The 24,910-nt window shown below is 62.2% G+C and carries 25 protein-coding genes; 15 read left to right on the forward strand and 10 right to left on the reverse strand.

The annotated features are described in order from the left end of the window. Nucleotides 1-16: 16 nt before the first annotated feature. The gene (locus AC1DLV_RS09920; protein ID WP_476799368.1) at nt 17-922 is read right to left on the reverse strand and encodes an aromatic ring-hydroxylating dioxygenase subunit alpha; all 906 of its coding nucleotides are present in this window, start codon (nt 920-922) and stop codon (nt 17-19) included. 40 nt (nt 923-962) lie between these two features. Further along, nucleotides 963-1,823, reverse strand: a complete 861-nt coding sequence (locus tag AC1DLV_RS09925; protein WP_476799369.1) for an aromatic ring-hydroxylating dioxygenase subunit alpha — start codon at nt 1,821-1,823, stop codon at nt 963-965. A 242-nt stretch (nt 1,824-2,065) separates the two neighbouring features. On the opposite strand from AC1DLV_RS09925, the gene AC1DLV_RS09930 reads away from it, so the two are divergent. The 5 genes from AC1DLV_RS09930 to AC1DLV_RS09950 all read left to right on the forward strand — a co-directional run bounded on the left by AC1DLV_RS09930 (nt 2,066) and on the right by AC1DLV_RS09950 (nt 7,586). Further along, on the forward strand, nt 2,066-2,836 hold the full coding sequence (locus AC1DLV_RS09930; RefSeq protein ID WP_476799370.1) for a GntR family transcriptional regulator: 771 nt from the start codon (nt 2,066-2,068) through the stop codon (nt 2,834-2,836). Nucleotides 2,837-2,884: 48 nt separating this feature from the next. Continuing rightward, nucleotides 2,885-3,979, forward strand: a complete 1,095-nt coding sequence (locus AC1DLV_RS09935; RefSeq protein WP_476836158.1) for a BMP family ABC transporter substrate-binding protein — start codon at nt 2,885-2,887, stop codon at nt 3,977-3,979. Between the two features lie 94 nt (nt 3,980-4,073). Next, nucleotides 4,074-5,615, forward strand: coding sequence for an ABC transporter ATP-binding protein (locus tag AC1DLV_RS09940; protein WP_476799372.1), 1,542 nt, complete (start codon nt 4,074-4,076; stop codon nt 5,613-5,615). Then, complete coding sequence (locus tag AC1DLV_RS09945) at nt 5,599-6,666, forward strand: ABC transporter permease (protein ID WP_476799373.1); 1,068 nt, start codon at nt 5,599-5,601, stop codon at nt 6,664-6,666. The genes AC1DLV_RS09940 and AC1DLV_RS09945 overlap by 17 nt, the downstream gene beginning before the upstream one ends. Next, on the forward strand, nt 6,666-7,586 hold the full coding sequence (locus AC1DLV_RS09950) for an ABC transporter permease (protein ID WP_476799374.1): 921 nt from the start codon (nt 6,666-6,668) through the stop codon (nt 7,584-7,586). Before AC1DLV_RS09945 ends, AC1DLV_RS09950 begins: the two co-directional genes overlap by 1 nt. A gap of 31 nt (nt 7,587-7,617) precedes the next feature. Here AC1DLV_RS09950 and AC1DLV_RS09955 read toward each other — a convergent pair whose 3' ends face one another. From AC1DLV_RS09955 to AC1DLV_RS09970, 4 genes are all read right to left on the reverse strand, one after another. Next, the gene (locus AC1DLV_RS09955) at nt 7,618-9,090 is read right to left on the reverse strand and encodes a M81 family metallopeptidase (RefSeq protein ID WP_476799375.1); all 1,473 of its coding nucleotides are present in this window, start codon (nt 9,088-9,090) and stop codon (nt 7,618-7,620) included. 53 nt (nt 9,091-9,143) lie between these two features. Continuing rightward, complete coding sequence (locus AC1DLV_RS09960; protein WP_476799376.1) at nt 9,144-9,971, reverse strand: carbohydrate ABC transporter permease; 828 nt, start codon at nt 9,969-9,971, stop codon at nt 9,144-9,146. Continuing rightward, nucleotides 9,968-10,837, reverse strand: coding sequence for a carbohydrate ABC transporter permease (locus AC1DLV_RS09965; protein WP_476799377.1), 870 nt, complete (start codon nt 10,835-10,837; stop codon nt 9,968-9,970). Before AC1DLV_RS09965 ends, AC1DLV_RS09960 begins: the two co-directional genes overlap by 4 nt. 87 nt (nt 10,838-10,924) lie before the next feature. After that, nucleotides 10,925-12,160, reverse strand: coding sequence for an ABC transporter substrate-binding protein (locus AC1DLV_RS09970; RefSeq protein ID WP_476799378.1), 1,236 nt, complete (start codon nt 12,158-12,160; stop codon nt 10,925-10,927). Nucleotides 12,161-12,348: 188 nt separating this feature from the next. On the opposite strand from AC1DLV_RS09970, the gene AC1DLV_RS09975 reads away from it, so the two are divergent. The 9 genes from AC1DLV_RS09975 to AC1DLV_RS10015 all read left to right on the forward strand — a co-directional run bounded on the left by AC1DLV_RS09975 (nt 12,349) and on the right by AC1DLV_RS10015 (nt 21,260). After that, on the forward strand, nt 12,349-13,119 hold the full coding sequence (locus tag AC1DLV_RS09975) for an SDR family oxidoreductase (RefSeq protein WP_476799379.1): 771 nt from the start codon (nt 12,349-12,351) through the stop codon (nt 13,117-13,119). 4 nt (nt 13,120-13,123) lie between these two features. Continuing rightward, on the forward strand, nt 13,124-14,194 hold the full coding sequence (locus AC1DLV_RS09980) for an ABC transporter ATP-binding protein (RefSeq protein WP_476799380.1): 1,071 nt from the start codon (nt 13,124-13,126) through the stop codon (nt 14,192-14,194). After that, a complete protein-coding gene (locus AC1DLV_RS09985; protein ID WP_476784450.1) occupies nt 14,191-15,072 on the forward strand; it encodes a MurR/RpiR family transcriptional regulator in 882 nt (293 codons plus the stop codon). Before AC1DLV_RS09980 ends, AC1DLV_RS09985 begins: the two co-directional genes overlap by 4 nt. A 1-nt stretch (nt 15,073) precedes the next feature. After that, nucleotides 15,074-15,547 carry a hypothetical protein gene (locus tag AC1DLV_RS09990; RefSeq protein ID WP_476799381.1) on the forward strand — a complete coding sequence of 158 codons (474 nt, stop codon included), beginning with the start codon at nt 15,074-15,076 and terminating at the stop codon, nt 15,545-15,547. Nucleotides 15,548-15,718: 171 nt separating this feature from the next. Continuing rightward, nucleotides 15,719-16,555, forward strand: a complete 837-nt coding sequence (locus AC1DLV_RS09995) for a MurR/RpiR family transcriptional regulator (RefSeq protein WP_476799382.1) — start codon at nt 15,719-15,721, stop codon at nt 16,553-16,555. 21 nt (nt 16,556-16,576) lie between these two features. Next, nucleotides 16,577-17,698 carry an ABC transporter substrate-binding protein gene (locus AC1DLV_RS10000; RefSeq protein WP_476799383.1) on the forward strand — a complete coding sequence of 374 codons (1,122 nt, stop codon included), beginning with the start codon at nt 16,577-16,579 and terminating at the stop codon, nt 17,696-17,698. Between the two features lie 117 nt (nt 17,699-17,815). Continuing rightward, entirely contained in the window at nt 17,816-19,561 is a 1,746-nt protein-coding gene (locus AC1DLV_RS10005) for an ABC transporter permease (protein ID WP_476799384.1), read from the forward strand. Beyond that, nucleotides 19,558-20,655, forward strand: a complete 1,098-nt coding sequence (locus AC1DLV_RS10010; protein WP_476799385.1) for an ABC transporter ATP-binding protein — start codon at nt 19,558-19,560, stop codon at nt 20,653-20,655. Before AC1DLV_RS10005 ends, AC1DLV_RS10010 begins: the two co-directional genes overlap by 4 nt. After that, complete coding sequence (locus tag AC1DLV_RS10015) at nt 20,655-21,260, forward strand: histidine phosphatase family protein (protein WP_476799386.1); 606 nt, start codon at nt 20,655-20,657, stop codon at nt 21,258-21,260. Before AC1DLV_RS10010 ends, AC1DLV_RS10015 begins: the two co-directional genes overlap by 1 nt. A gap of 327 nt (nt 21,261-21,587) precedes the next feature. Here AC1DLV_RS10015 and AC1DLV_RS10020 read toward each other — a convergent pair whose 3' ends face one another. After that, nucleotides 21,588-21,983: a c-type cytochrome gene (locus AC1DLV_RS10020; RefSeq protein ID WP_476799387.1), complete on the reverse strand. Its 396-nt coding sequence runs from the start codon at nt 21,981-21,983 to the stop codon at nt 21,588-21,590. A 312-nt stretch (nt 21,984-22,295) separates the two neighbouring features. On the opposite strand from AC1DLV_RS10020, the gene AC1DLV_RS10025 reads away from it, so the two are divergent. After that, the gene (locus AC1DLV_RS10025) at nt 22,296-23,138 is read left to right on the forward strand and encodes a DUF2189 domain-containing protein (RefSeq protein WP_476799388.1); all 843 of its coding nucleotides are present in this window, start codon (nt 22,296-22,298) and stop codon (nt 23,136-23,138) included. Between the two features lie 63 nt (nt 23,139-23,201). On the opposite strand, the gene AC1DLV_RS10030 is transcribed toward AC1DLV_RS10025, so the two are convergent. The 3 genes from AC1DLV_RS10030 to AC1DLV_RS10040 form a co-directional block, all read right to left on the reverse strand. Beyond that, on the reverse strand, nt 23,202-23,672 hold the full coding sequence (locus AC1DLV_RS10030; RefSeq protein WP_476799389.1) for an aminoacyl-tRNA deacylase: 471 nt from the start codon (nt 23,670-23,672) through the stop codon (nt 23,202-23,204). A 123-nt stretch (nt 23,673-23,795) separates the two neighbouring features. After that, complete coding sequence (locus tag AC1DLV_RS10035; RefSeq protein WP_476799390.1) at nt 23,796-24,176, reverse strand: cytochrome C oxidase subunit IV family protein; 381 nt, start codon at nt 24,174-24,176, stop codon at nt 23,796-23,798. 9 nt (nt 24,177-24,185) lie between these two features. Beyond that, nucleotides 24,186-24,908, reverse strand: a complete 723-nt coding sequence (locus tag AC1DLV_RS10040; RefSeq protein ID WP_476799391.1) for a heme-copper oxidase subunit III family protein — start codon at nt 24,906-24,908, stop codon at nt 24,186-24,188. Nucleotides 24,909-24,910: the final 2 nt, after the last annotated feature.

Consider the following 24,910-nt stretch of genomic DNA (forward strand, 5'->3'; position numbering starts at 1 on the left):
TGTCTTGTCTCGGTGCTCAGGTGGCGGCCGGGATGACCCCGTAGGTCACGCCCTTCTGACTCAGCCAACGGCGGTAGGCGATGGCCGACTTATCGGCACGGATCGGTGTCTCGGCGCGTGGGTCGAGCGGCAGGCGCTTGGGAAACTGGTTCTCCAGGATCGGCTTGTCCTGGCCGAAGATGGTCTGCTGGAAGCGCTTGATCACCTTGTCTTCATTGTCCTCGTCCAGCACGCACAGCATCATGTGCGCGCGGACGTGCTCCTGATCGATCGGCTGCAGAAACATTGCGATCACGTCGAGCCGGTTTTCGTCGAGCGGGCTCGACTTGTAGAGCACCGAACAATAGGGGTGCGGCACGCGATAGATGTAGTCGACATCGGCCCCACCATCCGAGGCGGTCGAGGCCATCGGCTGGTAAAAGCGGCAGCGGGTCGCCAGAATCTCGTCACGATCGACGGAGATCTCGACGTCGTATTCCTTCACTTCCGTATGCGGCTCGGCCCCGAGAATGTCGGTGTGGACATAGGGAAAATGCCCCATGTCGAGGAAGTTTTCGATGGCGCGCGGCGCCGACACGTTGACTCCAAGCGTTGCCGCGTTGAGCTTGCGGCGATCGGGTTCGGCATATTCGGGGATCGGGAAAATGTCTGCCGGCGGGTTGCCCAGCGAGGTCCAGATGTAGCCATAGGCGATCTTGACCGGCAGCGTGCCGCCGAGCTTTGCGATGTCGACTGGGCCATCTGCTGCCAATTCCGGACGCGAGCGCCACGCAGCGGCGTTGCCGTCGCTGTCAGCTGCCAGGCTGAGACGTTCTTCAAGCAGGACGGTGTCGACCACCACACCCACCGGTACCTCGACGAGTGCGGCAAGCGGGTGCCAAAGGTCGAGGATCACCTGATCCGTGCATCTCGTCTGGGTCATATTCTCGTTCTTCCTTCGTGACTGGCGCGGCTGCCAAGCGTCAGAGCCGCGCCGGGATCGCGCCGTATGAAACCGCGCGGTCGCGCAGCCAGCGCCGGTAATAGACCGATACCGCGTCGGCGCGGATCGGCGTTTCGGCGCGCGGATCGAGCGGCAGCCGCTTGGGCAGCTGGTTCTCCAGGATCGGCTTGTCCTGGGCGAAGATCAGCTGCATGAAGCTGCGGATCGACGCTTCTTCTATGCCTTCCCGGAGGTAGCAGAGGAAGGGATGGGCGACGCAATTTTCCTCGTCGACCGGCTGGACGAACAAGGTGATGACGTCGAGCCGCTCCTTATCAACCGGATTGCTCTTGTAGAGCGCGACCGTATAGGGGCGGATCACCTTGTAGATATAGTCGACGACGAAACCTTCCTTGGCCGTCGGCGAAGCCACCGGCTGGTAGAACTTGCACTCTGTCGCCAGCACTTCGTCTGCGTCGGTGATATCGACCTTGTAGGGCACCACTTCCGTGTGCGGCTCATCGCCGAGCCAACCGGTATGGACGAAAGGAAAGTGCCCCATGTCGAGGAAGTTCTCGACGGCACGCAAGCCCGAAACCTTGACCGCGATCGACCCGCCGGTGACGAGATAGCGGTCGGCTTCTTCAGCCTCCGGCACAAAGACCATCTCACGTTCGGGTTTGCCGAGGCATGCCCACAGAAAGCCATAGCGCCTGGTCGAGTTGACGACAGCACCAGTGTCGTTGCGCACCACTTCGTTGTCGGCGCGGCAATGGACAGTGAGATCGACGCCAAGAAGCCGTGTCTGGAACGGTTCGTCCGCCGCCAGATTCGTCAGGTCGGCAATCACGTGCCAATCGTTGAGAAGGACTCTGTCGCTACAAAGGGCAGTTATGCTCATCGCACCCTCCCTGGCTAGCACTTCCCCGTGAACCTAGCTCTGTTATGCCATTATTGGAACCACAGGATTGGATATCAATCAATGGAAAATTGCATGTCAAAGACCGATTCTTGATTGACAGCTTGATTCGATTGACTACCGATATGGCATTCGCAACTCGGGATATGCGGCACATTCGGTGCTGCCAACGCCTGATGTGAACGCTGAGCAAGCCAAAGGCGCTGGCGGGGGAGGAAATTGCCATGAGCAGTCGCTCGCAGGCCATTGCCGACATATTGACCCGGGCGATCATCGATCACCGGCTGGTGCCCGGCTGCAAGCTCGGCGAACGCGAACTGGCCGAGATTTTCGACGTCAGCCGCATCGTCGTGCGCCAGGCGCTGATCCGTCTCGCCGATGATGGGCTCGCCCAGATCGAGCGCAACCGCGGCGCCTTCGTCGCCCGGCCCAGCACGCAAGAAGCGCTGGAAATCTACGACGCACTGACGCTGGTCGAGCAGGGCGTGGCCGCCCAGCTCAGCGACCGCCTCGGGCCCGCCGGTTGGGCCGAACTGCGCCAGCATGTCGAGCGCCAGCGCCAGGCGGTGACAGCGGGCAACGACGCGCTTGCCGACGTGCTCGGCCAGGAATTCCATACAGCTTTCGTCCGCCTCAGCCGCAACAAGGTAATGCAGGAGATCCATGCCCAGCTGGTGCGCCGCACGACGCTGCTGCGCTCGCTGATCACTGCCGACTTCGACTATTGCAATCTGCTCGACGACCATGCGCGCGTGATCGACCTGCTCGAAAAGGGTCGGCTCAAGCAGGCGATGGAACTGATCGATACGCATCACCGGTCTGTCGTGCGCGGCTACATCATGGACCGGCAGGTATTTCCCGAGCTTTCGCCGCGCGAAGCGCTCGAACCTTATCTCGACGGCAAGACCGGCGCAGCTCCTAAACCGGCGCCACGAAAAAAGGCGGGAGATAACGACAAAACGGGGGCGCACACCCACGTCCACGCCTCTAAATAGACCCGACGAAAAGCCGGGCGGCTATCAAACCAACAGAGGGTTACCAGCATGTTCAATCTGACCAGACGACAGTTCCTGCAATATTCAGGTGCGGCGGGCGCGGCACTCGGCACCAGTGGATGGGCCGGCCTTGCCAGCGCCCAGGAGCCGCTCAAGATAGGCGTCGTCTACGTTTCACCAATCGCCGACATCGGCTGGACAAAGCAGCACAGCCTCGGCGTCGACGCGATCAAGAGTGAATTCGGCGACAAGGTCGCCATCACCGTCATCGACAATATCTTCATGCCGCAGGATGCCGAACGCGTCTTCCGCGAACTCGCTGCTTCCGGCAACCAGCTGATATTCGGCACCAGCTTCTCGCACGGGACCCCGATGCAGAAGGTGGCACCACGTTTCCCCAAGATCGCCTTCGAGCATTGCTCCGGCATCGTGCACCTCGCCAATCTCGGCACCTTCGAGGCCAAATATTACGAAGGCACCTTCGTTGCCGGTGCCGCCGGCGCACATATGAGCAAGGCCGGCAAGATCGGCTTCATCGGCGGCTTCCCGATCCCCGACATCGTTGGCCCGGCGAATGCGCTTCTGCTTGGTGCGCAGAGCGTCAATCCCGAAGCCACCTGCAATGCCATCTTCCTCAACTCCTGGTTCGATCCGGGCAAGGAAAAGGAAGCCGCCAACACGCTGATCTCGCAGGGCTGCGACGTCATCTGCTCGATGACAGATACCGCCACCGGCGTGCAGGTTGCGGGTGAAGGCGGCGCATGGTCGATCGGCTACGCCAGCGACATGGCCAAGTTCGGCTCGGGCAAGCAGCTCACCGCCTTCACGCTCGACTGGTCGAGCGACTATGTCGGCGCCGCCAAGGCTGTGGCTGCCGGCACCTGGAAGCCCGAGGCGCGCTGGGACGGCCTGGCCGGCGGCGTGGTCAAGATGGCGCCCTACAACGAGGCGATCCCGGCAGACGTCATTGCCAAGCTCAAGCAGCTCGAGGCCGACATCGGCTCGGGCAAGGTTCACCCTTATGCCGGCGAGCTGAAGGATCAGGATGGCAACGTCAAGGTCGCGGCCGGCACCGTGTTGGCCGATGCCGACATTCGCGGCATGAACTGGTTCGTCAAGGGGATGATCGGCAAGCTCGGCTGATCTTCCCCTATCGCAAGCAAGGCTACCGGGGCGCAAGCGTCGCTCCGGTGGTCTATGGCTGCGCGTCGTCCAACCCACATGGCAGGACCGGCCCATGACCCCGCGCCTCGAACTGCGCAATATCACCAAGAGCTATCCCGGCATCATTGCCAATGACGACATCTCGATGTCGATCATGCCCGGCGAAATCCACGCCGTGCTCGGCGAGAATGGCGCTGGCAAATCGACATTGATGAAGATCATCTACGGTGCGGCGCAGGCCGATTCCGGCGAGATCATTTGCGATGGCGAGCCGATCGCCGCGCACACGCCGGCCACCTCGCGCGCGCTCGGCATCGAGATGGTCTACCAGCATTTTGCGCTGTTTGAATCCGTCACCGTGGTCGAAAACATCGCGCTTGCCGTGTCGAACAATTTCGACCTCGACGCGCTTGCCCGCCAGATCACCGAACTTTCGGCGCGCTACGGCATGCCGATCGACCCGCACCGGCGCGTCCACGACCTCTCTGTCGGCGAACGCCAGCGCGTCGAGATCGTGCGCTGCCTGCTGCAGGCGCCGAAGCTGCTGATCCTCGACGAGCCGACCTCCGTTTTGACGCCCCAAGCCGTGGTCAAGCTGTTCGAAACCTTGCGCCAGCTTGCGAGCGAAGGCTGCTCGATCGTCTACATCAGCCACAAGCTCGATGAGGTGCAGGAGCTTTGCGACACCGCGACCGTGCTGCGCAACGGCAAGGTGACGGGCACCGCAAGACCCAAGGAAAGCACCTCGCTTGAACTCGCTCGCATGATGGTCGGCGCGGAGCTGCCCGAGATGCATGTCAGCCCTTCTATACCGAGCGAAAAGCCGGTGCTTGAAGTGCGCGGGCTTACCGCCCCTGCCCGCGACAAATATGGCGTTGAGCTCAAGAACGTTTCGTTCGAGGTCCACGGTGGTGAAATCGTTGGCCTTGCCGGTGTCTCGGGCAACGGCCAGGCCGAGCTGATCTCGCTGCTCAGCGGCGAGCGTACACACGGCAACGCACTGTCTATCCAGATCGGCGGCAAGGCCGCCGCCCATCTTAACGCCAGCGAACGCCGCAAGCTCGGCATGGCCTTCGTGCCCGAGGAGCGCCTGGGACGCGGGGCGGTTCCACCGCATGCCCTGTGGGAAAATGCCGTCCTGACCGCCCATGGCGCAGGCCTGGTGCGCAACGGCCTCGTCGATCGCGGCAGAGCAAACAGCTTCGCGGCAAGGATCATCGAGCGCTTCAAGGTCAAGGCCAATGGCCCACAGTCGAGCGCGCAGAGCCTGTCGGGCGGAAATCTGCAAAAATTCATCGTCGGCCGTGAGATCGCGCTCGAACCCAAGCTGTTTCTGGTCGCCCAGCCGACCTGGGGTGTCGATGTCGGTGCAGCCGCCTTCATCCGCCAGACGCTGGTCGATCTGAGCAGGTCGGGCGCAGCCGTTCTGGTGATCTCAGAAGAACTCGACGAGCTGTTTGAGATTTGCGATCGGCTGCTCGTCATCTGCCAAGGCCAGGTTTCCCCGCCGCTGATCCGAACCAAGACCAACCGCGAGGAGATCGGCCTGCTGATGACCAGGACAGACCGTGGCAACGGCACCAACGGGAGGGGCGAAGTTGCGATTCAGGATTGAACAAAGACCGGAGCCATCCGCCAGAATGCGGGTGGCTGCACCGGTCATCGCGACTGGCCTCACACTGCTCGTTGGCTCGCTGCTGTTCGCAGCACTTGGCTACGATCCGCTGGCGACACTGCAAGCCTTCTTCATCGCCCCGCTCAACTCGCTGAACGGCATTTCCGAGTTGCTGCTCAAGGCTTCGCCGCTGATCCTCATCGCTTGCGGCCTCGCTGTCGGCTTCCGCGCCAATGTTTGGAACATCGGTGCCGAGGGGCAGTTGGTGATCGGCGCGATTGCCGCCTGCGGCGTCGGCCTGTTTTATCCCAATCCCGACAGCCCGCTGCTTTTGCCGCTGATGTTTGTGGCCGGCGCAGCCGGTGGCATGGCCTGGGCCGCCATTCCAGCGTTCCTCAGGGCGCGTATGAACACCAACGAGATCCTGGTCACGCTGATGCTGACCTACATCGCAGCACTCGTGTTGTCGTGGCTGGTGCATGGGCCGTGGCGTGATCCAGCCGGCTTCAACTATCCGCAGACGGCACTTCTGTCGGCCGCGGCGATGTTTACGCCGTTCGATTATGCCTACCGCCTCAATGCCTCGATCTTCATCACCGTGGTCGCGGTATTCCTGATGTGGCTGTTCACCGATCGCAGCTTCCTCGGCTACAAGATGTCGGTCAGCGGTGCGGCTCCCCTGGCGGCACGTTACGCCGGCTTCCGCGAATCCTCAGCCGTCTGGATTGGCCTGCTTGCAGGTGGTGCCGCTGCCGGCATCGCCGGCATGGCCGAGGTCGCAGGACCGCTTGGGCAATTATCCCCGCAGATTTCGCCGGGCTACGGCTTTGCGGCGATCATCGTTGCTTTCATTGGCCGGCTCAACGCCTTCGGCATCGTGCTCGGTGGATTGTTGATGTCGCTGCTTTTCTTGGGCGGCGAAGCAGTGCAAATGAATCTTGGCCTATCGGCTGCGCTAACCCGCATCTTCCAAGGCATATTGCTTTTCTTTTTACTTGCCGCTGACTTTTTCATTTTCTACCGGCTTCGCCGCATTCCGGAGCACGCCTGATGGATTTGTTCATCGCCATTTTCACCGGCACCATCATTGCCGCAACACCGCTTATCTTCGCTGCCCTCGGCGAACTTGTCGTGGAAAAATCAGGTGTTCTCAATCTCGGCATCGAAGGCATGATGCTGATGGGAGCCGCCTTCGCCTTCTGGGCGGTGATCGCCGGGCTGCCGATGCCTGTCGCCATCCTCGCCGGCGCCTTGGGCGGGGCCGCGGCATCACTGCTGTTTGGCGTATTGGCGCTGACCTTCCTGACCAACCAGTATGCCGCCGGCCTGGCGCTCGCCATCTTCGGCTCCGGCGTTTCGGCCTTCCTCGGCCGCAATTTCGGCTCGGCACCCATCGACGCGCTGAACAAGATGTCCATTCCCTATCTCTCGGACATCCCGGTGATCGGGCCGATGTTCTTCCGCTTCGATCCGATGGTCTATTTCGCCATTCTCATGTTCTTCGTCATCAGCTGGTTCTTGTACCGCACCAAGGGCGGGCTGGTGCTGCGCACCATCGGCGAGTCACCTGAGACCGCGCATGCCATCGGCTACAAGGTAATCAGGATCCGCTATCTCGCCGTGCTGTTCGGGGGGCTGATGGCCGGTCTTGCCGGTGCCTATCTGTCGGTCGCCTATACGCCGCTGTGGGTCGAGAACATGACCGCCGGCAAGGGCTGGATTTCGCTGGCGCTGGTTGTCTTCGCCACCTGGCGGCCGCTGCGCGTGCTGCTCGGCGCCTGGCTGTTCGGCGGCATGACCATCCTGCAGCTGCAGGGCCAGGCGCTCGGCATCGCGGTGCCCTCGGAACTGCTCTCCGCCCTGCCCTATCTGGCGACGATCATCGTGCTGGTCATCATCTCGCAGAACCGCCAGATGCTGGCGCTGCATTTCCCGGCCTCGCTGGCCAAGCCCTTCCGGCCCGCGACGTGACAGGTTAGGCGAGACCGCGAGGCCTTGCCTCTTACGCCCAGGGATCGCTGACCCGCGGCCAGACCGGGCGGGCCAACTTGGTGTAGTTGGTCACGCGCGGATTGCTCGGGTATGAACTCGGCGCGTCGACATAGATGATCTCGGCTGCCACCGGCGCGAAGCCGGCGTAGAAATGGTTGGTCGATTTGACCAGCAGAATGTCCTTGCTGGCCAGATCGATTCCGAGATTGGAAAAGATATCGGGCTCGAAGGTCTGCGTCCGGTTGGTGTTGAGGATGACGTCGACCTCGGTGCCCAGAATGCGGACGAGAGCTGTCAGCCCGAGTGTGACGCGGCTCGGTCCAAAGCTCTGCCAGCCTTCCTCGACTGCCTTAAGCACCTGAACCCTGGCGTCGATCGGCTCGCCGGCCTGAGGTCCAGCCTTGCCGCCGAAACGAAGGTCGATCACAGCACCTTCGCCCGCGGCATGGCAGAAGGTCACCGCGATCGGGTCCCAGATGGTCGCCACCCCGACCTTGTCGAGGCCGCGCTCGAGCATCCGGCGCAGAACGTAGGTACCGTCGCCGGCGACCCCACCGCCGGGATTGTCCCAGACGTCGGCAATGACTGCGGGCTTGGCCGGATTGGCCGCGTGCGCGGCAAGCGCCTGGTCGATGCCGGCATCGGTGTCGACCATGTCCATCGCCGTCTTCTCGCGCATGGCATAGAGCTCGCGGCCGAGCTGTTCGGCGAGCGCATCGCCCTTGGCCTTGTCATTGTCGGTGACGACGACGATGCGCGAGCCCATCTCCGGCACGTCGGAGCCCATGAAGCCGTGGATCACCGACACCGACAGGATGCCATCCTTGCCGTGCAGCGCCTTGATGCGGTCGACGAAGGAGCGCATTGGCTCGCGGCTGGTCGGCAGCACGGTGATCATGCGGCAGTCGAAGGTCGAGATGATTGGCTTGATCTCGCCGCGTGCAGCGGCAAGCCCAAGCTCGACGACGTGCTCGCCGCGCTCGTAGAAATCGGTGTGCGGAAACTCGAGGAAGGCCGCAAGCACGTTGCAGGCGGCGACGCGTTTCGGCGTCAGGTGGCTGTGTGGGTCGAACTCCGACGCGACCACGACGTCGGGGCCGACGATCTCGCGGACGCGGGCGAGCAGGTCGCCTTCGCAGTCGTCATAACCTTGCGCCACCATCGCCCCGTGCAGGCCGAGGATGACGGCATCGACAGGCATGGCAGCCCTGAGCTGATCGAGGATCTCATCGCGCAGCGCCTCGAAGGTCTGCCGCTGCACCAGCCCGCCCGGTTCGGCCCAGGTCGCGGTACCTTCGATCACCGTCAGCCCTTCGGCGGCCGCACGCTTGCGCAGCACGACCATCGGCGACGAGCATAGGGTCGGCGTCTCAGGATGCTGGCCGGGGCCAGCATAAAACGCCATCTCGAACGAGGCGCGGTCGGTTGGCACCGGCGAGAACGTATTGGTTTCGGTCGCCAGCGAGGCGGTGAAGATGCGCATGATCAGTTCGTTTCTTTATGGTTGTGCGAAGCAGGCTTGTTGCCCTGCTCCGTTCATTTGACCGCCCCGAGCGCAAGCCCACGGACGAGATAGCGTTGGAGCCAGACGAAAAGTATGGCGACCGGTACGGTGGCGACGAGCGTGGCTGCCATGACGTAGTGCCATTCGACCGTGTAGCGGCCTGCGACCAGCGAGAATACCTGGATCGGCAGCGTGTAGCTTTCCTGGCTGCGCAGCATGGTCAGCGCCACGACGAATTCGTTCCACGCGTTGATGAAGGTGAAGATGGCGGTGACGGCGATGGCCGGCACGCACAGCGGCAAGAACACCTTGCGCAAGGTGAGCCAGCGGCTGCCGCCCTCCATCCATGAGGCCTCTTCAAGGTCTCGCGGAATGGTGTCGAAATAGCTCTGCAGCATCCACACGGTGAAAGCGACGTTGAAGGCCATGTAGACGCCGCCGACGGCGTTCAGGCTTTCGACCAGGCCGAAGGAAGCGAGCAGGCGAAACAGGCCGAGCACCAGAACGATCGGCGAGATCATCTGCGAGATGAGCAGGAAGTGCCGGAAGGCACCGTGGCCGGCGAAGCGAAAGCGCGACATCGCATAGGCCGCCGGAATCGAAACAAGGATCGCGCCGATGGTGGCGATGAGCGAGACTTGGAGCGAGTTGAACAGCGCCCGACCGAAGCCTGCAGCCACCCACATCTCCGAAAAATTGCGCCAGCGGAACTCGCTCGGCCACCAGTTCGGCGTCAGCACTTCCTGAGCCGGCTTGACGGCGGTTAAAAACATCACCGCGAACGGAAACAGCGTGACGACGACAAGCGGCGCCAGAAGCAGCCAGGCGATGAAAGTGCGCTTGAGCTTGGGAGACATCATGCCCGGTCTCCCCGCATGGCAAGTCGAATGTAGATCGCGGTAAAGACGAGCAGGATCGCCAGCATGACCAGCGACACGGCCGAGGCCTCGCCCAGCTTGCCGATGCGGAAGGCGAGCTTGTAGAGATGGGTGACGAGAATGTCGGTCGAATTGGCCGGTCCGCCTTGCGTCATCACCCAGATGATGGGGAATGAGTTGAAGACGTAGATCGTGTTGAGCACGATCGCGATGTTGACGAAGGGCTTGAGCAAGGGAAGCGTGATGCGCCTGAACTGCTGCGCCGGCCCCGCCCCCTCCAGTGCCGCCGCCTCATAAAGATCGTCGGGGATCGATGATAATCCGCCGAGGAAAATGGTGGTGGTGAACGGCACCGTCACCAGGATACCGATCATGATCTGCATCGGAAAGGCAGTCGCCGCACTCGCCAGCCACTGGATATTCTGGTCGACAAGACCAAGCCCGCGCAGGGCCGAATTGAGCATGCCGCTTTCGCCGTTCAGGGCCCAGCGCCAGACGATGGCCGTCATGGTCAGCGACACTGCCCAGGGCAGCATGACGATGACGCGCGCCACTGAGCGGCCGTAGAAATCCGCATTGAGGATGATGGCAACCGGGATCGACACCAGCAGCGCTCCACTGACCACCGCGACGGTCCAGACGCCGGTGCGCAGCAGCGCCTTGATGAAATCCGGATCGGCAAGCAGAGAACGGAAATTCTCCGCTCCGCTGAAATCGCGCAGCTGGCCGAAACGGCTGACGTCATGCGTCGCGATCTGGATCAGGTCGAGGACCGGCCAGAAGATCACCACCGCTGCCAGGATCAGGCTCGGCAGCGTCAGCAGATATGGCAGTGCGCGATTGTGCATGAAAGCCCTGGCCAGGAACGCGAGGTCGGCGTCGGAAAGCGGCGGCGCATCGAAGTCATCGACGCGCCGCCGTCACCGCAAGCGAAGCTACTTCTTCAGGATGCCGTTGGCCTTGGCCGCTGCTTCCTTGAGGATGGCCTCGGGATCGCCCTCACCGAGATAGACCTTCTGGACCGCATCCGAGGTGATCTGCGCCACCTCTTCCCAGCCGGGAATGACCGGCGCAAAGCGCGCGTCGGGCAAGAGAGCCGTGAACGCAGCCAGGTCGGCGTTGTTCACGTAATAATCCATCTTGGCCTCTTCCTTGTTGACCGGAAGGAAGCCTTCGCCCTGGGTAAATTTGGCGCGCCAGTCGGTCTGGAACAGGAAGTCGAGCAGCTTCCAGGCCTCGTCCTTGTTCTTCGAATTGGAGAACATGACAATCGAGTCGGTGACACCGTAAGTGCCGCGCGCACCGGTCGGGCCGGCCGGAATGGCAGCGACGCCGTATTTCAGGTTCGGCGCTTCTTCCTTGATCTGGTTGGACAGGAAGGGTGCGGTGATCATCATGCCGACCTTGCCCTGCTTGAACAGGTTCTGGACGTCCTCACGCGCATAAGAGGTGACGCCGGGCTGGGTCAGCCCTTCGTCGATCATCGACTTGTAGAGTTTCGCCGCTTCGATGGCACCGGGGCTGTCGAGGCCCGACGTGCCATCCTTGTTGAGGATCTCGGAACCTTGCGACCACATGCCATAATAATAATAGACGTCGGTCTCGATCTCCTTGCCCTGCAGGCCGAAACCGTAGTTCTCGCCGCCCAGCGCCTTGATCTTGGCGGCGGCGTCCTTGAGTTCGGCCCAGGTCGCCGGCGGATTGGCCACACCGGCCTTCTCCAGCAATTCCTTGTTGTAGTACATCGCCCGCGCGGAGGCTGCGATCGGCAGGCCGTAGGTCTTGCCGTCCATCACCGAGGGCGACATGAAGGTGTCGATGAAGCGGCCCTTGAACTCGTCATTTATGTAGCCGTCGAGCGGCTCGGCGATACCTTGCTGGACAAAATCGATCAGCCAGCGCGTGCCAATGATCGACAGGTCCGCATTGGTGCCGGCGGTGATGTCGGTGGTCAGTTTCTGCAGCAGCACATCCCACGGCACGACCTCGAACTTGACGTCGATGCCCGGATTGGCCGCCTCAAATGCCTTTTCCACCTCCTGGAAATAGGGGCCGGTCTTCGAGCTGTATTCGGCAACCGTCACACGCACCTCGCCGGCATGGGCATGCGCCGCCAGCGCCAGTACGCTCAGTCCGGCCAGTAGGCCGGTTTTCCACGTTGCAATCGCCATTTCAGTGTTCCCTTGCTCCCACGGGTCAACGCCCGTTCCCTCGGCGCTTTTGCGCGCCATTTGATAAGTGACTTTCTTACATTATCCGGCATTCAAGCCATATCAAGTCTCTTTTGCTGTTGCTTAATTACATTTTCGACCATAATCCTGAAGCATGAAAGCGGCCAAGATCGCTTGGGAGCCTACCAGTGACGCGAGACAGCGAATTCAACGGGAAATCCGTATTGATCACCGGCGCGGGCGGTGGCGTCGGGCGGGCACTGGTCGAAATTTTCGCCGCACGTGGCGCCCGCATCATCGGCTGCGACCAGACCATCGAGGCGATAAACGGGCTCGATCTCGCCGCGCGCCACGCCTTCGACCTGCTGGACAGGACGAGCATCGGGCCTGCGATGCGCGCCTTGATCGAAGCCGAGGGCATCCCCGACATCGTCATCAACAATGCCGGCTGGACACGCGCCGAGTCCATGCCCGCGCTAACCCAGGACAGCATCGAATCCGAGATCGACCTCAATCTGACCGGCGTCACCAGCGTTGCCAACGCCTTGCTCAAGCCGATGGTCGCGCGCGGCTCCGGATCCTTCGTCTTCATCTCCTCGGTCAACGCGCTTTCGCATTTCGGCAACCCGGCCTATGCGGCGGCGAAAGCAGGCATCAACGCCTTTGCCCGTGCGATCGCTGTGGAGCATGGCCGCCAGGGCATCCGCTCAAACGTCGTCTGCCCCGGCTCGATCCGCACACCCGCCTGGGACCATCGCCTCGCCAAGGACGCTGCCATCCTCGGCAAGCTGCAGCGCCTTTATCCGCTTGGCCGCATCGTCGACACGCGCGAAGTGGCCGAAGCAGTGGCCTTCCTCGCCTCCGAGCGGGCATCGGGCATCACCGGTGCCGTGCTGCCCGTCGATGCGGGACTGACAGCCGGCTGCCTGCCTTTCATCGACGACATTCTGGGAGCGTGAGACGATGACCGGCGTTGCCTTCCGCAACCTCTCCAAGTCATTCGGCCAGCACAAGGTGCTCGAAGACATCAATCTCGACATCGACAGCGGCGAGTTCGTGGTGCTTGTCGGCCCCTCCGGCTGCGGCAAGTCCACGCTTTTGCGCATGCTGGCGGGGCTAGAGCCAATTAGCCACGGCGACCTTTTGATCGGCGGCGTGCGCGCCAACGACCTGCCGCCGCAGAAGCGCAACATCGCCATGGTCTTCCAGTCCTATGCGCTGTTTCCGCATCTCACCGCATCGGAAAACATCGGCTTTGGCCCGAAAATCCGGGGCGAGTCGGCAGCTGCCATCGACAAGAAGATCAAGGACGCCGCCGCGATCCTCAACCTTCACGCCTATCTCGACCGCTATCCCCGCCAGCTTTCCGGCGGCCAGCGCCAGCGCGTCGCCATGGGCCGTGCGCTTGTGCGCGATCCTCAGGTGTTCCTGTTCGACGAGCCGCTGAGCAATCTCGACGCCCAGTTGCGTGTTCAAATGCGCACCGAGATCAAGGCGCTGCATCAGCGCTTGAAATCGACGGTTGTTTACGTGACACACGACCAGATCGAGGCCATGACCATGGCCGACCGCATCGTTGTCATGAACCAGGGAAAGATCTTGCAGGTGGGTGCGCCGCTCGAACTCTATGACAGGCCGGCAACCAAGTTCGTCGCGAGCTTCATCGGCTCGCCATCGATGAGTTTTGTCTCGGGCAGCCTTGGCAGTTCAGGATCGGGCACACATTTTGCGACCGCTTCGGGCGAAAAGCTGTCGCTAAATGGCGGCCGGGCCTCTTCCTTCGGCGGCCCTGTCGAGGCAGGCATCCGGCCTGAACATTTCATCATCGGCAATGGTGCCGACGCGCTCCAGTTCAAGGTCGACGTCATCGAACCGACGGGCTCGGAAACACATATCTACGGCTCCATCGGCGGCGAGCAGGTGCGGGCTGTATTCCGCGACCGGGTTTCAGTGCGCCCCGGCGACACTATGCCGGTTACGGCCGATCCCAAGAACATCCACCTGTTCGACAAGGCGACCGGCCTGCCCGTATGAGCAACATCGCCGACATCATCACCCGGCTTCAGTTCACCGCGCAGGACGGCTCCAAGTCCGACAGGCGCCTGGCGAGCCTGGTGCTGTCGGATCTCGACTTTGCCTCCAAGGCCACCATCTCCGAGATCGCCGCCCGCGTCGGCGTCAGCGAACCGACGGTGACCCGTTTCTGCCGCAACCTCGGCTGCGATGGCGTACGCGACTTCAAGTTCTTCCTCGCCCAGGCGATCGCCATCGGCGGTCAGTATCTGAAGCCCGAGCCGCTCAATCGCGACATCCGCGAGCAGCGCGTGGCCTCCGCCGTCACCGAAGCGGCCATCGCCGCAATCCAGCGCGCCTCAGACAATCTCGACGTGGCAACGTTGATTGCGGTCGCAGAGCGGCTATCTGCGTCGCAGAACATCCTTTGCCTGGGTTCCGGCGGCATCTCGTCGATGATGGCGACCGAACTTCAGAACCGGCTTTTCCGCCTCGGCCTGTCTGTCGTCGCCCAGGTCGACGGCCAGTTGCAGCGCATGTATGCGGCGGTCGCTACGCCCGAGACCACGGTCGTCGCATTCTCCGTATCCGGCCATGCCCGCTCAGTGATCGATGCCGTTCAGGTCGCCCGGCAATATGGTGCCCGCACGGTAGCGATCACCGCTCCCGGCTCAGCGCTGGCGAAAGTGGCCGACACGATGATCCCGTTCCAGCCGATCGAAGACGGCAACATCTACAAGCCGACTTCGTCGCGCTTCGCGCTCCTCGCCATACTCGACATGATCGCATTGGCCACCGCCGAGACCCGCGAAACCAAGGTTCTCGAAGGCCTGCGCCGCATCAAGCAAAGCCTCAACACGCTGAAGGTCGACGACCCCAGGCTGCCTCTAGGTGATTGACATGACCCTTGCCGAAAATCCGTTTGCCAACGACGCCGACCGCGCCGCCATCTGGGAGATGCTGGTGCGCCGTGACATCGAGGCCTTCGTGACTCAGGATTGGGGCATGGTTTCAGGCGATTTCGACGAGCAGCGCTTCCTCGGCATCCATGCCCACAACTCCACCAATCCCGACGACTGGGACGCAGCCTTTCCGGCCCTTTCGGTCTATCGCGACGAGTGGCTGCGCCAGGCAGCCGAGTCGGCCGCAACCGCCTATGCCGAGACATTGTCGGCGGGCATCCACCGCGCGACGCGGCTGGCCGAGATCGACATATCAGGCGATGTGGCCGTCGCACGCAAGAAGTTCGACGGCACCATCAAGCGCGCCGACGGAACCGACGACCGGCTGAACTGGCAGACGCTCTATTTCTGCAGGAAGGCCGGTGACCGCTGGAAGATCACCGGCTTCGTCGGATACATGAAATACAAGTGAGTCTCTTCGCACGTCTGGCATCATAGCCAACGCAAAGGCGCCTCTCGGGCGCCTTTTTCATGCCCGCAGCCACCCTGCCTGCAAGACAGAAAAGTCAATCTTGCACACGTTTGCACTTGACTGCAAGATACCTTGCACATTATGAGTCGAATGCAACATGGGTGCAAGATCGTGACATTGCTGGATCGCATCAAGAGCCATTCGACCCGCCTCACCGAGGCCGACCAGCGGCTCGTCTCGGCCCTGCTCGAAAACGCCGCCGAAGCTGCCTTTCTCTCAAGCGCACGGCTTGCCGAACGCGCCAACGTCCATGAGGCCGCGACGACCCGGCTGGCCCAAAAGCTCGGTTTCAAGGGCTATCCCGAACTGCGCTCGCAGCTGCAGCGCGAGCTGGTCGAGAGCCAGGATGCCGCCGAGCGAATGCGCCGCTCGGTCGCCAAGGTCGAGCATGGCGATTTCCTGCTCGACCTGATCGGCAGCGAGATCGCCGCACTCGAACATCTCCGCCTCGCCGTTTCGCAGGAAAGCATCAACCGCGCCGCCGACATGATCGTCGACGCTGAGCGCATCTTCCTGTTCGGCCAGGGCCACGCCCAGTCGATCACCCAGTTCCTGCGCCGCCGGCTCGATCGCTTCGGAATGACCACCATCGTGCTCGAAGGCCGCGGCCGCGATATCGCCGAGCGCGTGGTCGGCATGCGCAAGGGCGACCTGGTGCTGGCGCTCACCTTCCGCAAGCAGCCGACCAGCTACGCGCCGCTTGTCGAACATTGCCATGCCCAGGGCGCCAAGGCCGTTCTCGTCACCGATCTGGCCGGCACCATGATGCAGCCCGAAGCCGACCTGGTGCTGGCAGCGCCGCGTGGCCGCTCGGGCAGCGAGTTCCAGACACCGACGGTGCCGTTCGCCATCGTCAACGCCATCCTGCTGACCATTGCCGGCAGGCACCAGACGCGCGTCATGGGCGCGCTCGAGCGCCTGTCGGGCCTGTTCGACGAATTCGATTGAGAAAAACCTGGGAGGGAAAACATGCTCAAGTCGATGAAACTGACGCTTTTCGCCGCCGTCGCCATGCTGCCTCTGGCAGCCAGCGCCGCCGAGCTCGACACCATGAGCACGGCCGAACTGCTGCCGCTCGCACAGAAGGAAGGCAAGGTCACGGTCTTTTCGCTGTCGAGCCGTATCGCCAAGGTCGAAAAGGCCTTCGAGGAAGCCTATCCGGGCATCGACCTGGTTGGCATCGACATGAGCTCGGTCAAGCAGATCGCGCGTGTCGTTGCCGAGCAGACCGCCGGCGTCAACGCTGTCGACGTGCTCTACATCGCCGACACCCCTGTGGTTTATGAGGACCTGGTCAAGACCAACCGCGTCGTTCCTTACGTGCCGCCGCGCGTCGCCGGCGAGCTTGCCGGCGAATACAAGGCCCCGCTCCTTACCCAGCGCCTGTCGACCAAGGTGCTTATGTACAACGAAGCCGCCAATCCCAACGGCGCGCCGGTCAAGAACCTCTGGCAGCTGACCACGCCCGAATGGAAGGGCCGCGTCCTGATGGTCGACCCGATGCAGCGCGGCGAATTGCTTGACCTGCTAGTCGAATTCTCGCTTCGGCCCGACGAGATGGCCAAGGCCTACGAGGCGCAGTTCGGCAAGCCGATATCAGTCGACAGCGACCTGCAAGGTGCCGGCGAGCAGTTCATCCGCGACCTGTTTGCAAATGACCTGGTGCTGGTGCCCAACTCCGACGCCATCAACAAGGCCATCGGCGACAAGACGTCGACCAATCCGCCTGTCGGCTTCGCCACCTATTCCGATCGCCGCGACAATGAGAAGGAAGGCTGGGCGCTGCAGGTCGCCAATGATGTCGAGCCGACCAATGGCATCTTGTTCCCCGCAGTCCTGGCACTGGTCGACAAGGCGCCGAGCCCCGCCGCAGCAAGACTGCTGATCGACTTCATGATGGGCGACAATTCGGCCACTGGCGGACCGGCTTTCGAACCGTTCAACGTCGCCGGCGATTACGCCGTACGTCCGACCGTCAAGGACAATGCGGATTCGGTGCCGCTGAAGGACCTCAAGGCCTGGCGCATTGATCCGGTCAAGACCGCGGCTGCGCGCAAGCGCATCGCCGATCTGGTTCTCACGCTGCAATAACTGAGAGTGGTCGCGGCGAGCCGAAGGGAGGCGCGCCGCTCCGTTCCCATGGCCTGTCGTATCGCCACATGGCGAAGCGGCAGGTCACCACTCTCTTGACCCGTGAGAAAGTTTGTCATGTCCGCCGTCGCAACATCCGTGTTGTCCCGGAGAGGCTTTTTGCGCTCCGAAACGCTCGTGCCCATTGTTCTGATCCTAATCGTTTCGGTCCTCGTCATCGCACCGCTGGTCAAGATCGTCCTGTCCACGCTGACCGTCGAAGGCCGCGATGCCTGGCAGGCGGTGCTCGCCTCCAAAATGTCCGAGAACCTGTGGTGGCGTCCGCTTTGGAACACCGTTCTGCTCGGCATTGGCGTCGCCGCTGGCTGCGTCCTGATGGGCGGCTTCCTCGCCTGGCTGGTGATGCTCACCGACGTGCCAGCACCCAGAACCCTCGGCCTGCTCGCCACCATGCCGTTCATGATCCCAAGCTTTGCCGCGGCCTTGGCCTGGGGCGCGCTGTTTCGCAACAGCAGGCTTGGCGGCTCGGTCGGCTTCTTCGAAGCCAATGGTTACATCGTGCCGGACTGGCTCGCCTGGGGCCTTGTTCCAACGCTGATCGTGCTCATCGCGCACTACTACTCGCTCGCCTTCACCGTCATTTCCGCTGCATTGAGTTCCATCGGCGCAGACCTTGTCGAAGCAGCCCAAGTGGCGGGCGCTAAGCGCGCGCGCATCTTCTTCGGCATCATCTTGCCTGTGGTGACACCCGCGCTGGTCGCTGCGGCTTCGCTGACCTTCGCTGGCGCTGTTTCCAATTTCGCCGCCCCTGCCCTGCTCGGCTTGCCGGTCAGGATGCAGACATTGTCGACCCGCCTGTTCGGCATGATCGAAACCGGCCAGACCGAGCGAGGCTTCGTTATCGCGCTGCTGCTGATCGTCGTCTCCGCCTCCTTCCTCTGGCTCGGCGAAAGACTGGTCGCCGGCCGCAAGAACTTCGTCACCGTCACCGGAAAGGGTGGCCGCACCAAGCGCTTTGCGCTCGGCAAATGGCGCTGGCCGCTCTTCGCGCTCGCCGTCTTGCTTTGCCTGCTCACCACCTTCCTGCCGGCGCTGATCCTCACCGCTTCCAGCTTCGCGCTGCAGAATGGCTCGCTGTTTTCCAACTGGACGACGCATTTCTGGATCGGCGAAGGCGGCACCGACATGGCCCAGGGCCAGGCCGGCATCTTCCGCAACCCGGTGCTGATCGAGGCCTTGTGGATGACGCTGAAGCTCGCCGTCACCGTGGCGATCACCACCATGGCGCTCGGCCTTGCGCTTGCCCACACCATCGCCCGCAACAAGGGCAGCGTGCTGGCGACCCTACTCGGTCAGGTGTCGTTCACGCCGATACTGATCCCCTCCATCGCCTTTGCCGCCGCCTATATCGCGCTGTTCGGCGCGCCCATCGGGCCGCTGCCGTCGCTCTACGGCACCTTCATGCTCCTGGTGCTCGCGGCGTCCGCCCATCTGCTGCCTTACGCGGTGCAGTCGGGTCGCTCGGTGCTCGGCCAGATCTCGGCCGACATCGAGGAAAGCGCGCGCCTCACCGGCGCCGGTTTCTTCCGCCGCATGGGCGCAATCATCATGCCGCTCGCCATTCGCGGCCTGCTTGCAGGTGCCCTGCTGGTCTTCGTCAAGATCGTTCGCGACCTGTCGCTGGTGGTGCTGCTCTTCACCTCGACATCACCCGTACTCAGCATGCTCGCCTACCGCTACGCCGCCGAAGGTTTCATGCAGTTCGCCAACGCCATCACCATGGTGATCCTCGTCCTTTGCGTCGTCGCCACGCTTTTGGCGCACCGCCTGCAGAACCGCGTCCAGAAGTGGAAATCCGCATGAGCAAGACAATCTCCACATCCGCACCAGCGATTGCGATCCGCAACATCACCAAGCGTTTCGGTGGTTTCACCGCCGTCGACAACGTCGATATCTCGGTGCCGCAGGGCGCGTTCCTGGTGCTTGTCGGCCCTTCCGGCTGCGGCAAGTCCACCTTGCTGCGCATGCTGGCGGGGCTCGAGACGCCGAGCGAAGGCGAAATGGCCTTCATGGGTCGCACCGTCTCGGACGGCGCACGCGGCCTGGTAGCCGATGCCGGAGCGCGCGACGCCGGTCTCGTCTTCCAGAGCTACGCACTGTGGCCGCACATGACTGTTGCCGGCAACATCGAGTGGCCGCTCAAGGTCGCGCGCTGGAACAAGGCCGATCGCGCCGCGCGCGTCGACGAGGTGCTTGGCCTGCTCGGCATCTCCGCGCTCAAGGAGCGCTACCCCGCCGAGATATCTGGTGGCCAGCAACAACGCGTGGCGATCGCCCGTACCATCGGCCCCAAGCCGAGCATCCTGTTGTTCGACGAACCGCTGTCCAATCTCGACGCCAAGCTGCGCATCGAAATGCGTAGCGAACTGATGCGCATCCACCGTGCCACCGGCGCGACCTCGGTCTATGTCACCCACGACCAGGTCGAGGCGATGACCATGGCCAGCCACGTGGCGGTGCTCAACAACGGCAAGGTCGAGCAGTTCGGCGCACCGCTGGAGCTTTTGGAAAACCCGCGCACCACCTTTGTCGCGACCTTCCTTGGCACGCCACCGGCCAATTTGATCGAAGTTTTAAACAGCGGCGATGGCCTCATTTATGAAGGGCTGCGCTTGGCGGATGCCAAGCGAGCCGAAGCACGCGACGGTGTCCAGCTTCTCTACCGCGCTCACGACCTGATGGTGGGCGAAGTCCCCGGACGGCCCTCGATCACAGCACGCTTTGAAGAGGCGGCGCCGATCGCCGGGCGCACGATGGTGACGGCCTTTTCTGGCGGGCGGCGGCTTACCGCCATGGCCGATGGATATTTCCGAGCCGCGATCGGCGATCAGATACGCCTCAGTTTCCTGGGCGAGCCGAGCGCGGTTTTTGCAATGACTGGTGAAAGGATTAGCTGATGAGATTGGTAATGGTGCGCCATGGCGAGACCACCTGGAATGCCGAACACAGGCTCCAGGGCCACGACAACGCGCCCTTGTCGCCACGCGGCATCAAGCAGGTCCAGCGTTTCGCCACTTTCGCCAAGGCCATGGCGCCTGACCAGGTCGTCGTCTCCGACCTTGGCCGTACGCGCCAGACGGCACACCTGCTCGGCTATGGCGACGCCCCGCTCGATCCGCGCCTGCGCGAGATCGACATGGGCAACTGGACTGGGCGCATCAAGCATGAACTCGAGGCGGAACGGCCGCACGAATATCTGGCCTGGCGCGCCGGCACGTTTACGCCCGACAGGGGCGAGCCTTGGGCGGATTTCTGCGCCCGTATCGTTGAAGGATTGAGGGATTGTTTGAGGAAGTGCAATGGCGACACGCTTGCCATCGTCCATGGCGGCGTCATCCGCGCGGCCTGCCACGCCTTCCTCGGCCTGCCGCCTTCACGTGTCGTTCCTGTGACGCCAGGGACTGCAACGATCCTGAGTTTCGATGCTGCGGATGCGCCGGTTGCACGCCTTGAAGGCTACAACATCGCAGCTGTGACGCCCGATTTCGACGCGCCGGACTGAGAGAAAACCGCCAAAGGAAATGATGCGGCTGCTTAGCCCCCCCAAGCAAGCCGCAGTTTCCCCTCCAAGAGAAGGCAGTGATAACTAGGTGAATTAAAACCAGTGTATGCAGTATAACAAAGCGATACCGATTTCATACAATGTTAGCAAGTTAAAATTTTCGCGGCAAGCATCTAAACTTGCATCTTGCGGGCACGATGCGTGACGCTCATCCCTGATTAGGGGCGCGCTATCATCGGCAAATCGGCAAAAGCTCTTCCGGCCACATGGTGACCTGGCAAGCGATCATCCAGTCCGGAGACAAATGTGGCGGCTTGTGCCGCTTCGCTACTTCGACACCTCTTCGATATAGGCAATCACATTGGCGATGTCTGTATCGTCCTTGAGCCCGGGAAAGGCCATCTTGTTGCCGGGCACTTTGTCTTTCGGAGCTTTCATATAGGCAGCGATGTTCGTCTCATCCCAGACGAGACCGCCAGCACCGGCTTTTTTCATGGCGTCGGAATATTTCGCCTGGAAGCTCGGCAGCGTGCCTGCGGTGCGGCCGATGACGCCATGCAGCGATGGGCCGACCTTGTCTTTTTCGACCGCCGCCTCATGGCAGGCCATGCATTTGGTGAAGACCTTTTTGCCGGCGGCCGCGTCGCCCGCCGCATGAACCGGATTTGTGGCTAGAACCGAAGCTACGAGAAGGGCTTGTGCGCCCCATGCGGTCAGTCTCATGGCTATCTCCTCACTCTGGCCGGCGCTTCCCGTCGACGCGAACGATATTAGCGCTGCGCAAACAAACGCGCCATGCGCCATTCCGCTGCGGCATCTGGAGCCAGCACATCTCAAGGACATCTAAAGGAGGTATCCAAAGTGCGCCCTCGCCGCGCGCTGTCAAAGCATGCGCGGCGCCGTAGGGGCGACAAACCCTGAGATGAATAGTATGATCCTTGACGGTGCAGGTCGCGGTTTCGCGTGACCAGACACGCTGGACGGCAGCACCGCGAGCCGCGACCCGAACCGGACCCGATCCCGGAGGAATGGTTGATGGCAAATTTCCACGTCTACGCAGCAGGCACTGGCAGCAACGTCGAACATCCCGCCATACGCCGCATTGGCGTCTCGGATGTCTTTGACGCACTCCGACGGGGATTTGAAGATTTTTGGGACAAACCCTCGCACTATGTCTTTTTGTGCCTGATCTATCCGGTCGTAGGCGTGTTCCTCATCACCTGGACCTCAGGCGGCGACGCGCTGCAGCTGATCTACCCGCTGGTGACCGGTTTTGCGCTGCTTGGACCATTCGCGGCAATCGGCCTTTATGAGATCAGCAGGAGGCGCGAAAAAAACCTCGACACCTCGTGGAAGCATGCTTTCGAGGTCAGGCAATCGCCCGCCATGCCGGCCATCGCCGTCCTCGGCATCATGCTGATGGTCCTGTTTGTGGCCTGGCTTTTGACCGCGCATGCGCTTTATGCCTGGCTCTATGGCGACACCGTGCCCGCAACCTTCACCGGCTTCGTCAACGACGTGCTGACCACCAGCCGCGGCTGGACGCTGATCATCCTCGGCAACCTCATCGGCCTTGTCTTTGCCCTTATCGCGTTGAGCACGACGGTCATCGCGTTCCCGCTGCTGCTTGATCGCGACATCGGCGCCTATGCGGCGGTCGAAACCTCGGCGCGGGCGATCATGGCCAACCCGGTTCCGATGCTGCTCTGGGGCCTGATCGTGGCTGCAGCCCTCGTTGTCGGGTCGATGCCGCTTCTCGTTGGCCTGGCGATCGTCCTGCCAGTGCTCGGCCACTCGACCTGGCACCTCTATCGCAAGCTGATCGAGCCAGCCCCAGCCCCAGCGCCTGTCAAAAAGTCGCGCAAGCGCACGACCTGACTTCGTTCAAGCCGGCGGCATCCAGCCGTCGGCTTTTCCATCAAACCCGGATGTTTGTTTCGATCATGCCGGATGGCTGAAACGTGCTACGCGCGCATCTTGCAGCAGGTTGCGGAAGTCGCCGCCCGTGACATGCACTAGTGTCTTGTGGTCGCCAGCCTCGAAATAGACATCGCCCTCCGCGCCGAAGCTTTCGTCGAGGATGACCGGCACGTTATAGGCTGCCCCCGCCGGCGGCACCGCGCCGATGTCGCAGTCGTTGAACAGCTGGCCGACCTCGTCTTCGGAGGCCAAGCCGAGACGCTTGTCGATCACGTCCTGCAACGTGTTGAGTTCGACGCGGTGGCTGCTCGGAACCACCGCCAGGGCGTAGCCCATTTCGTGGTGGAGCAGCACCGATTTGGCGAGCCTGCGGCCTGGAACATGGGCCGCCTGCGCCGTCTGGCTGCTGGTCGAGGTTCGGTGATGGGCAACGGTATCGTAGTGGATGCCCTTGCCGGCCATGTAGTCCTGAAGTTTCCTTGCGATCGTCATCGTGGGCGTCCTTCTGTTCGAGGGGGCGACGCGTCGGAGAACGAGAAAACTCATTCTCCTCCCATCTTTTTCCCTGTCAACGAAGAACGCTGTCGCGGGCTTTGCGTAGAGCGTTGCCGCTACCTAGCCCGCACCAAATGATAGGACGCGGGTGATCTCGGTATAGCGAGATTCAAGCACCATGATCCCTACGAAGACGAGGAGTGCCAGCGGCGGCACGATGATCGCATAGGCTAGGGCCAGTCGCTCCCAGGCCATGTGCATGAACACGGCAACGATCAGGCCGGCCTTGAGCATCATGAAGGTCAGGATCAGGCCCCATCTGAGATAGCCCTGCAAGGCGAAATAATCGACCGCATAGGAGCAGGCGCTGAGAATGAACAGCCACCCCCAGACCACGAGATAAAGCTTGATCGGATGCTGCTGGCCCTTCGCATGCGCAACCGTATGGGCGGCAGCGACGTGTCCATGAAGCCCGTGATCCTGCACTTCGACTTGTGCCATCGCTCCACCTCACCAAAGATAGAAGAACGCGAAGATGAAAACCCACACCAGATCGACGAAGTGCCAGTAGAGACCCATGATCTCTACGCTCTCATACTGGCCTCGCCTGCTGGTGAAGAAACCGCGCGCGCCGGTCTCGTAGTCGCCGCGCCACACCTTGCGCGCGACGATCAACAAAAAGATCACCCCGATGGTTACATGGGTGCCGTGGAAGCCGGTGATCATGAAGAAGGACGAGCCGAACTGGGCCGCGCCCCAGGGGTTGCCCCAAGGCCTAACGCCCTCGGTGATCAGCTTGGTCCATTCGAACGCCTGCATGCCAACGAAGGTCGCGCCAAGGGCTGCGGTCAGCAGCATCAGGATCGCGGTCTTCTTGCGGTCGCGGCGGTAGCCGAAGTTGACCGCCATCGCCATCGTGCCGGAGGACGAGATCAAAACGAACGTCATGATCGCGATCAGGATCAGCGGAATGTCGCGGCCGAACAGATGCAGCGCAAACACCTCGCTCGGGTTCGGCCATGGCACCGTCGTCGACATGCGCGCGGTCATGTAGGACAGCAGGAAACAGCCGAAGACGAAGGTATCGCTGAGCAGGAAGATCCACATCATGGCCTTCCCCCAGGAGACGTTCTTGAACGCCCTCTGGTCGGATGACACGTCGGCGACGATGCCGCGCAGGCCAGATGGCCGCGGTGCGGTATGATCGGCATGTCCCAGCGTGGTTTCGGCCATCC

The organism is Aminobacter sp. 01T433 (assembly GCF_056398585.1).

What these genes read in the sequence shown, in the direction of transcription:
- AC1DLV_RS09920 (WP_476799368.1), bottom strand. Translation starts at nt 922, where the DNA reads ATGACCCAGACGAGATGCACGGATCAGGTGATCCTCGACCTTTGGCAC.
- AC1DLV_RS09925 (WP_476799369.1), bottom strand. Translation starts at nt 1,823, where the DNA reads ATGAGCATAACTGCCCTTTGTAGCGACAGAGTCCTTCTCAACGATTGG.
- AC1DLV_RS09930 (WP_476799370.1), top strand. Translation starts at nt 2,066, where the DNA reads ATGAGCAGTCGCTCGCAGGCCATTGCCGACATATTGACCCGGGCGATC.
- AC1DLV_RS09935 (WP_476836158.1), top strand. Translation starts at nt 2,885, where the DNA reads ATGTTCAATCTGACCAGACGACAGTTCCTGCAATATTCAGGTGCGGCG.
- AC1DLV_RS09940 (WP_476799372.1), top strand. Translation starts at nt 4,074, where the DNA reads ATGACCCCGCGCCTCGAACTGCGCAATATCACCAAGAGCTATCCCGGC.
- AC1DLV_RS09950 (WP_476799374.1), top strand. Translation starts at nt 6,666, where the DNA reads ATGGATTTGTTCATCGCCATTTTCACCGGCACCATCATTGCCGCAACA.
- AC1DLV_RS09955 (WP_476799375.1), bottom strand. Translation starts at nt 9,090, where the DNA reads ATGCGCATCTTCACCGCCTCGCTGGCGACCGAAACCAATACGTTCTCG.
- AC1DLV_RS09960 (WP_476799376.1), bottom strand. Translation starts at nt 9,971, where the DNA reads ATGATGTCTCCCAAGCTCAAGCGCACTTTCATCGCCTGGCTGCTTCTG.
- AC1DLV_RS09965 (WP_476799377.1), bottom strand. Translation starts at nt 10,837, where the DNA reads ATGCACAATCGCGCACTGCCATATCTGCTGACGCTGCCGAGCCTGATC.
- AC1DLV_RS09970 (WP_476799378.1), bottom strand. Translation starts at nt 12,160, where the DNA reads ATGGCGATTGCAACGTGGAAAACCGGCCTACTGGCCGGACTGAGCGTA.
- AC1DLV_RS09980 (WP_476799380.1), top strand. Translation starts at nt 13,124, where the DNA reads ATGACCGGCGTTGCCTTCCGCAACCTCTCCAAGTCATTCGGCCAGCAC.
- AC1DLV_RS09985 (WP_476784450.1), top strand. Translation starts at nt 14,191, where the DNA reads ATGAGCAACATCGCCGACATCATCACCCGGCTTCAGTTCACCGCGCAG.
- AC1DLV_RS09990 (WP_476799381.1), top strand. Translation starts at nt 15,074, where the DNA reads ATGACCCTTGCCGAAAATCCGTTTGCCAACGACGCCGACCGCGCCGCC.
- AC1DLV_RS10000 (WP_476799383.1), top strand. Translation starts at nt 16,577, where the DNA reads ATGCTCAAGTCGATGAAACTGACGCTTTTCGCCGCCGTCGCCATGCTG.
- AC1DLV_RS10005 (WP_476799384.1), top strand. Translation starts at nt 17,816, where the DNA reads ATGTCCGCCGTCGCAACATCCGTGTTGTCCCGGAGAGGCTTTTTGCGC.
- AC1DLV_RS10010 (WP_476799385.1), top strand. Translation starts at nt 19,558, where the DNA reads ATGAGCAAGACAATCTCCACATCCGCACCAGCGATTGCGATCCGCAAC.
- AC1DLV_RS10015 (WP_476799386.1), top strand. Translation starts at nt 20,655, where the DNA reads ATGAGATTGGTAATGGTGCGCCATGGCGAGACCACCTGGAATGCCGAA.
- AC1DLV_RS10020 (WP_476799387.1), bottom strand. Translation starts at nt 21,983, where the DNA reads ATGAGACTGACCGCATGGGGCGCACAAGCCCTTCTCGTAGCTTCGGTT.
- AC1DLV_RS10025 (WP_476799388.1), top strand. Translation starts at nt 22,296, where the DNA reads ATGGCAAATTTCCACGTCTACGCAGCAGGCACTGGCAGCAACGTCGAA.
- AC1DLV_RS10030 (WP_476799389.1), bottom strand. Translation starts at nt 23,672, where the DNA reads ATGACGATCGCAAGGAAACTTCAGGACTACATGGCCGGCAAGGGCATC.
- AC1DLV_RS10035 (WP_476799390.1), bottom strand. Translation starts at nt 24,176, where the DNA reads ATGGCACAAGTCGAAGTGCAGGATCACGGGCTTCATGGACACGTCGCT.
- AC1DLV_RS10040 (WP_476799391.1), bottom strand. Translation starts at nt 24,908, where the DNA reads ATGGCCGAAACCACGCTGGGACATGCCGATCATACCGCACCGCGGCCA.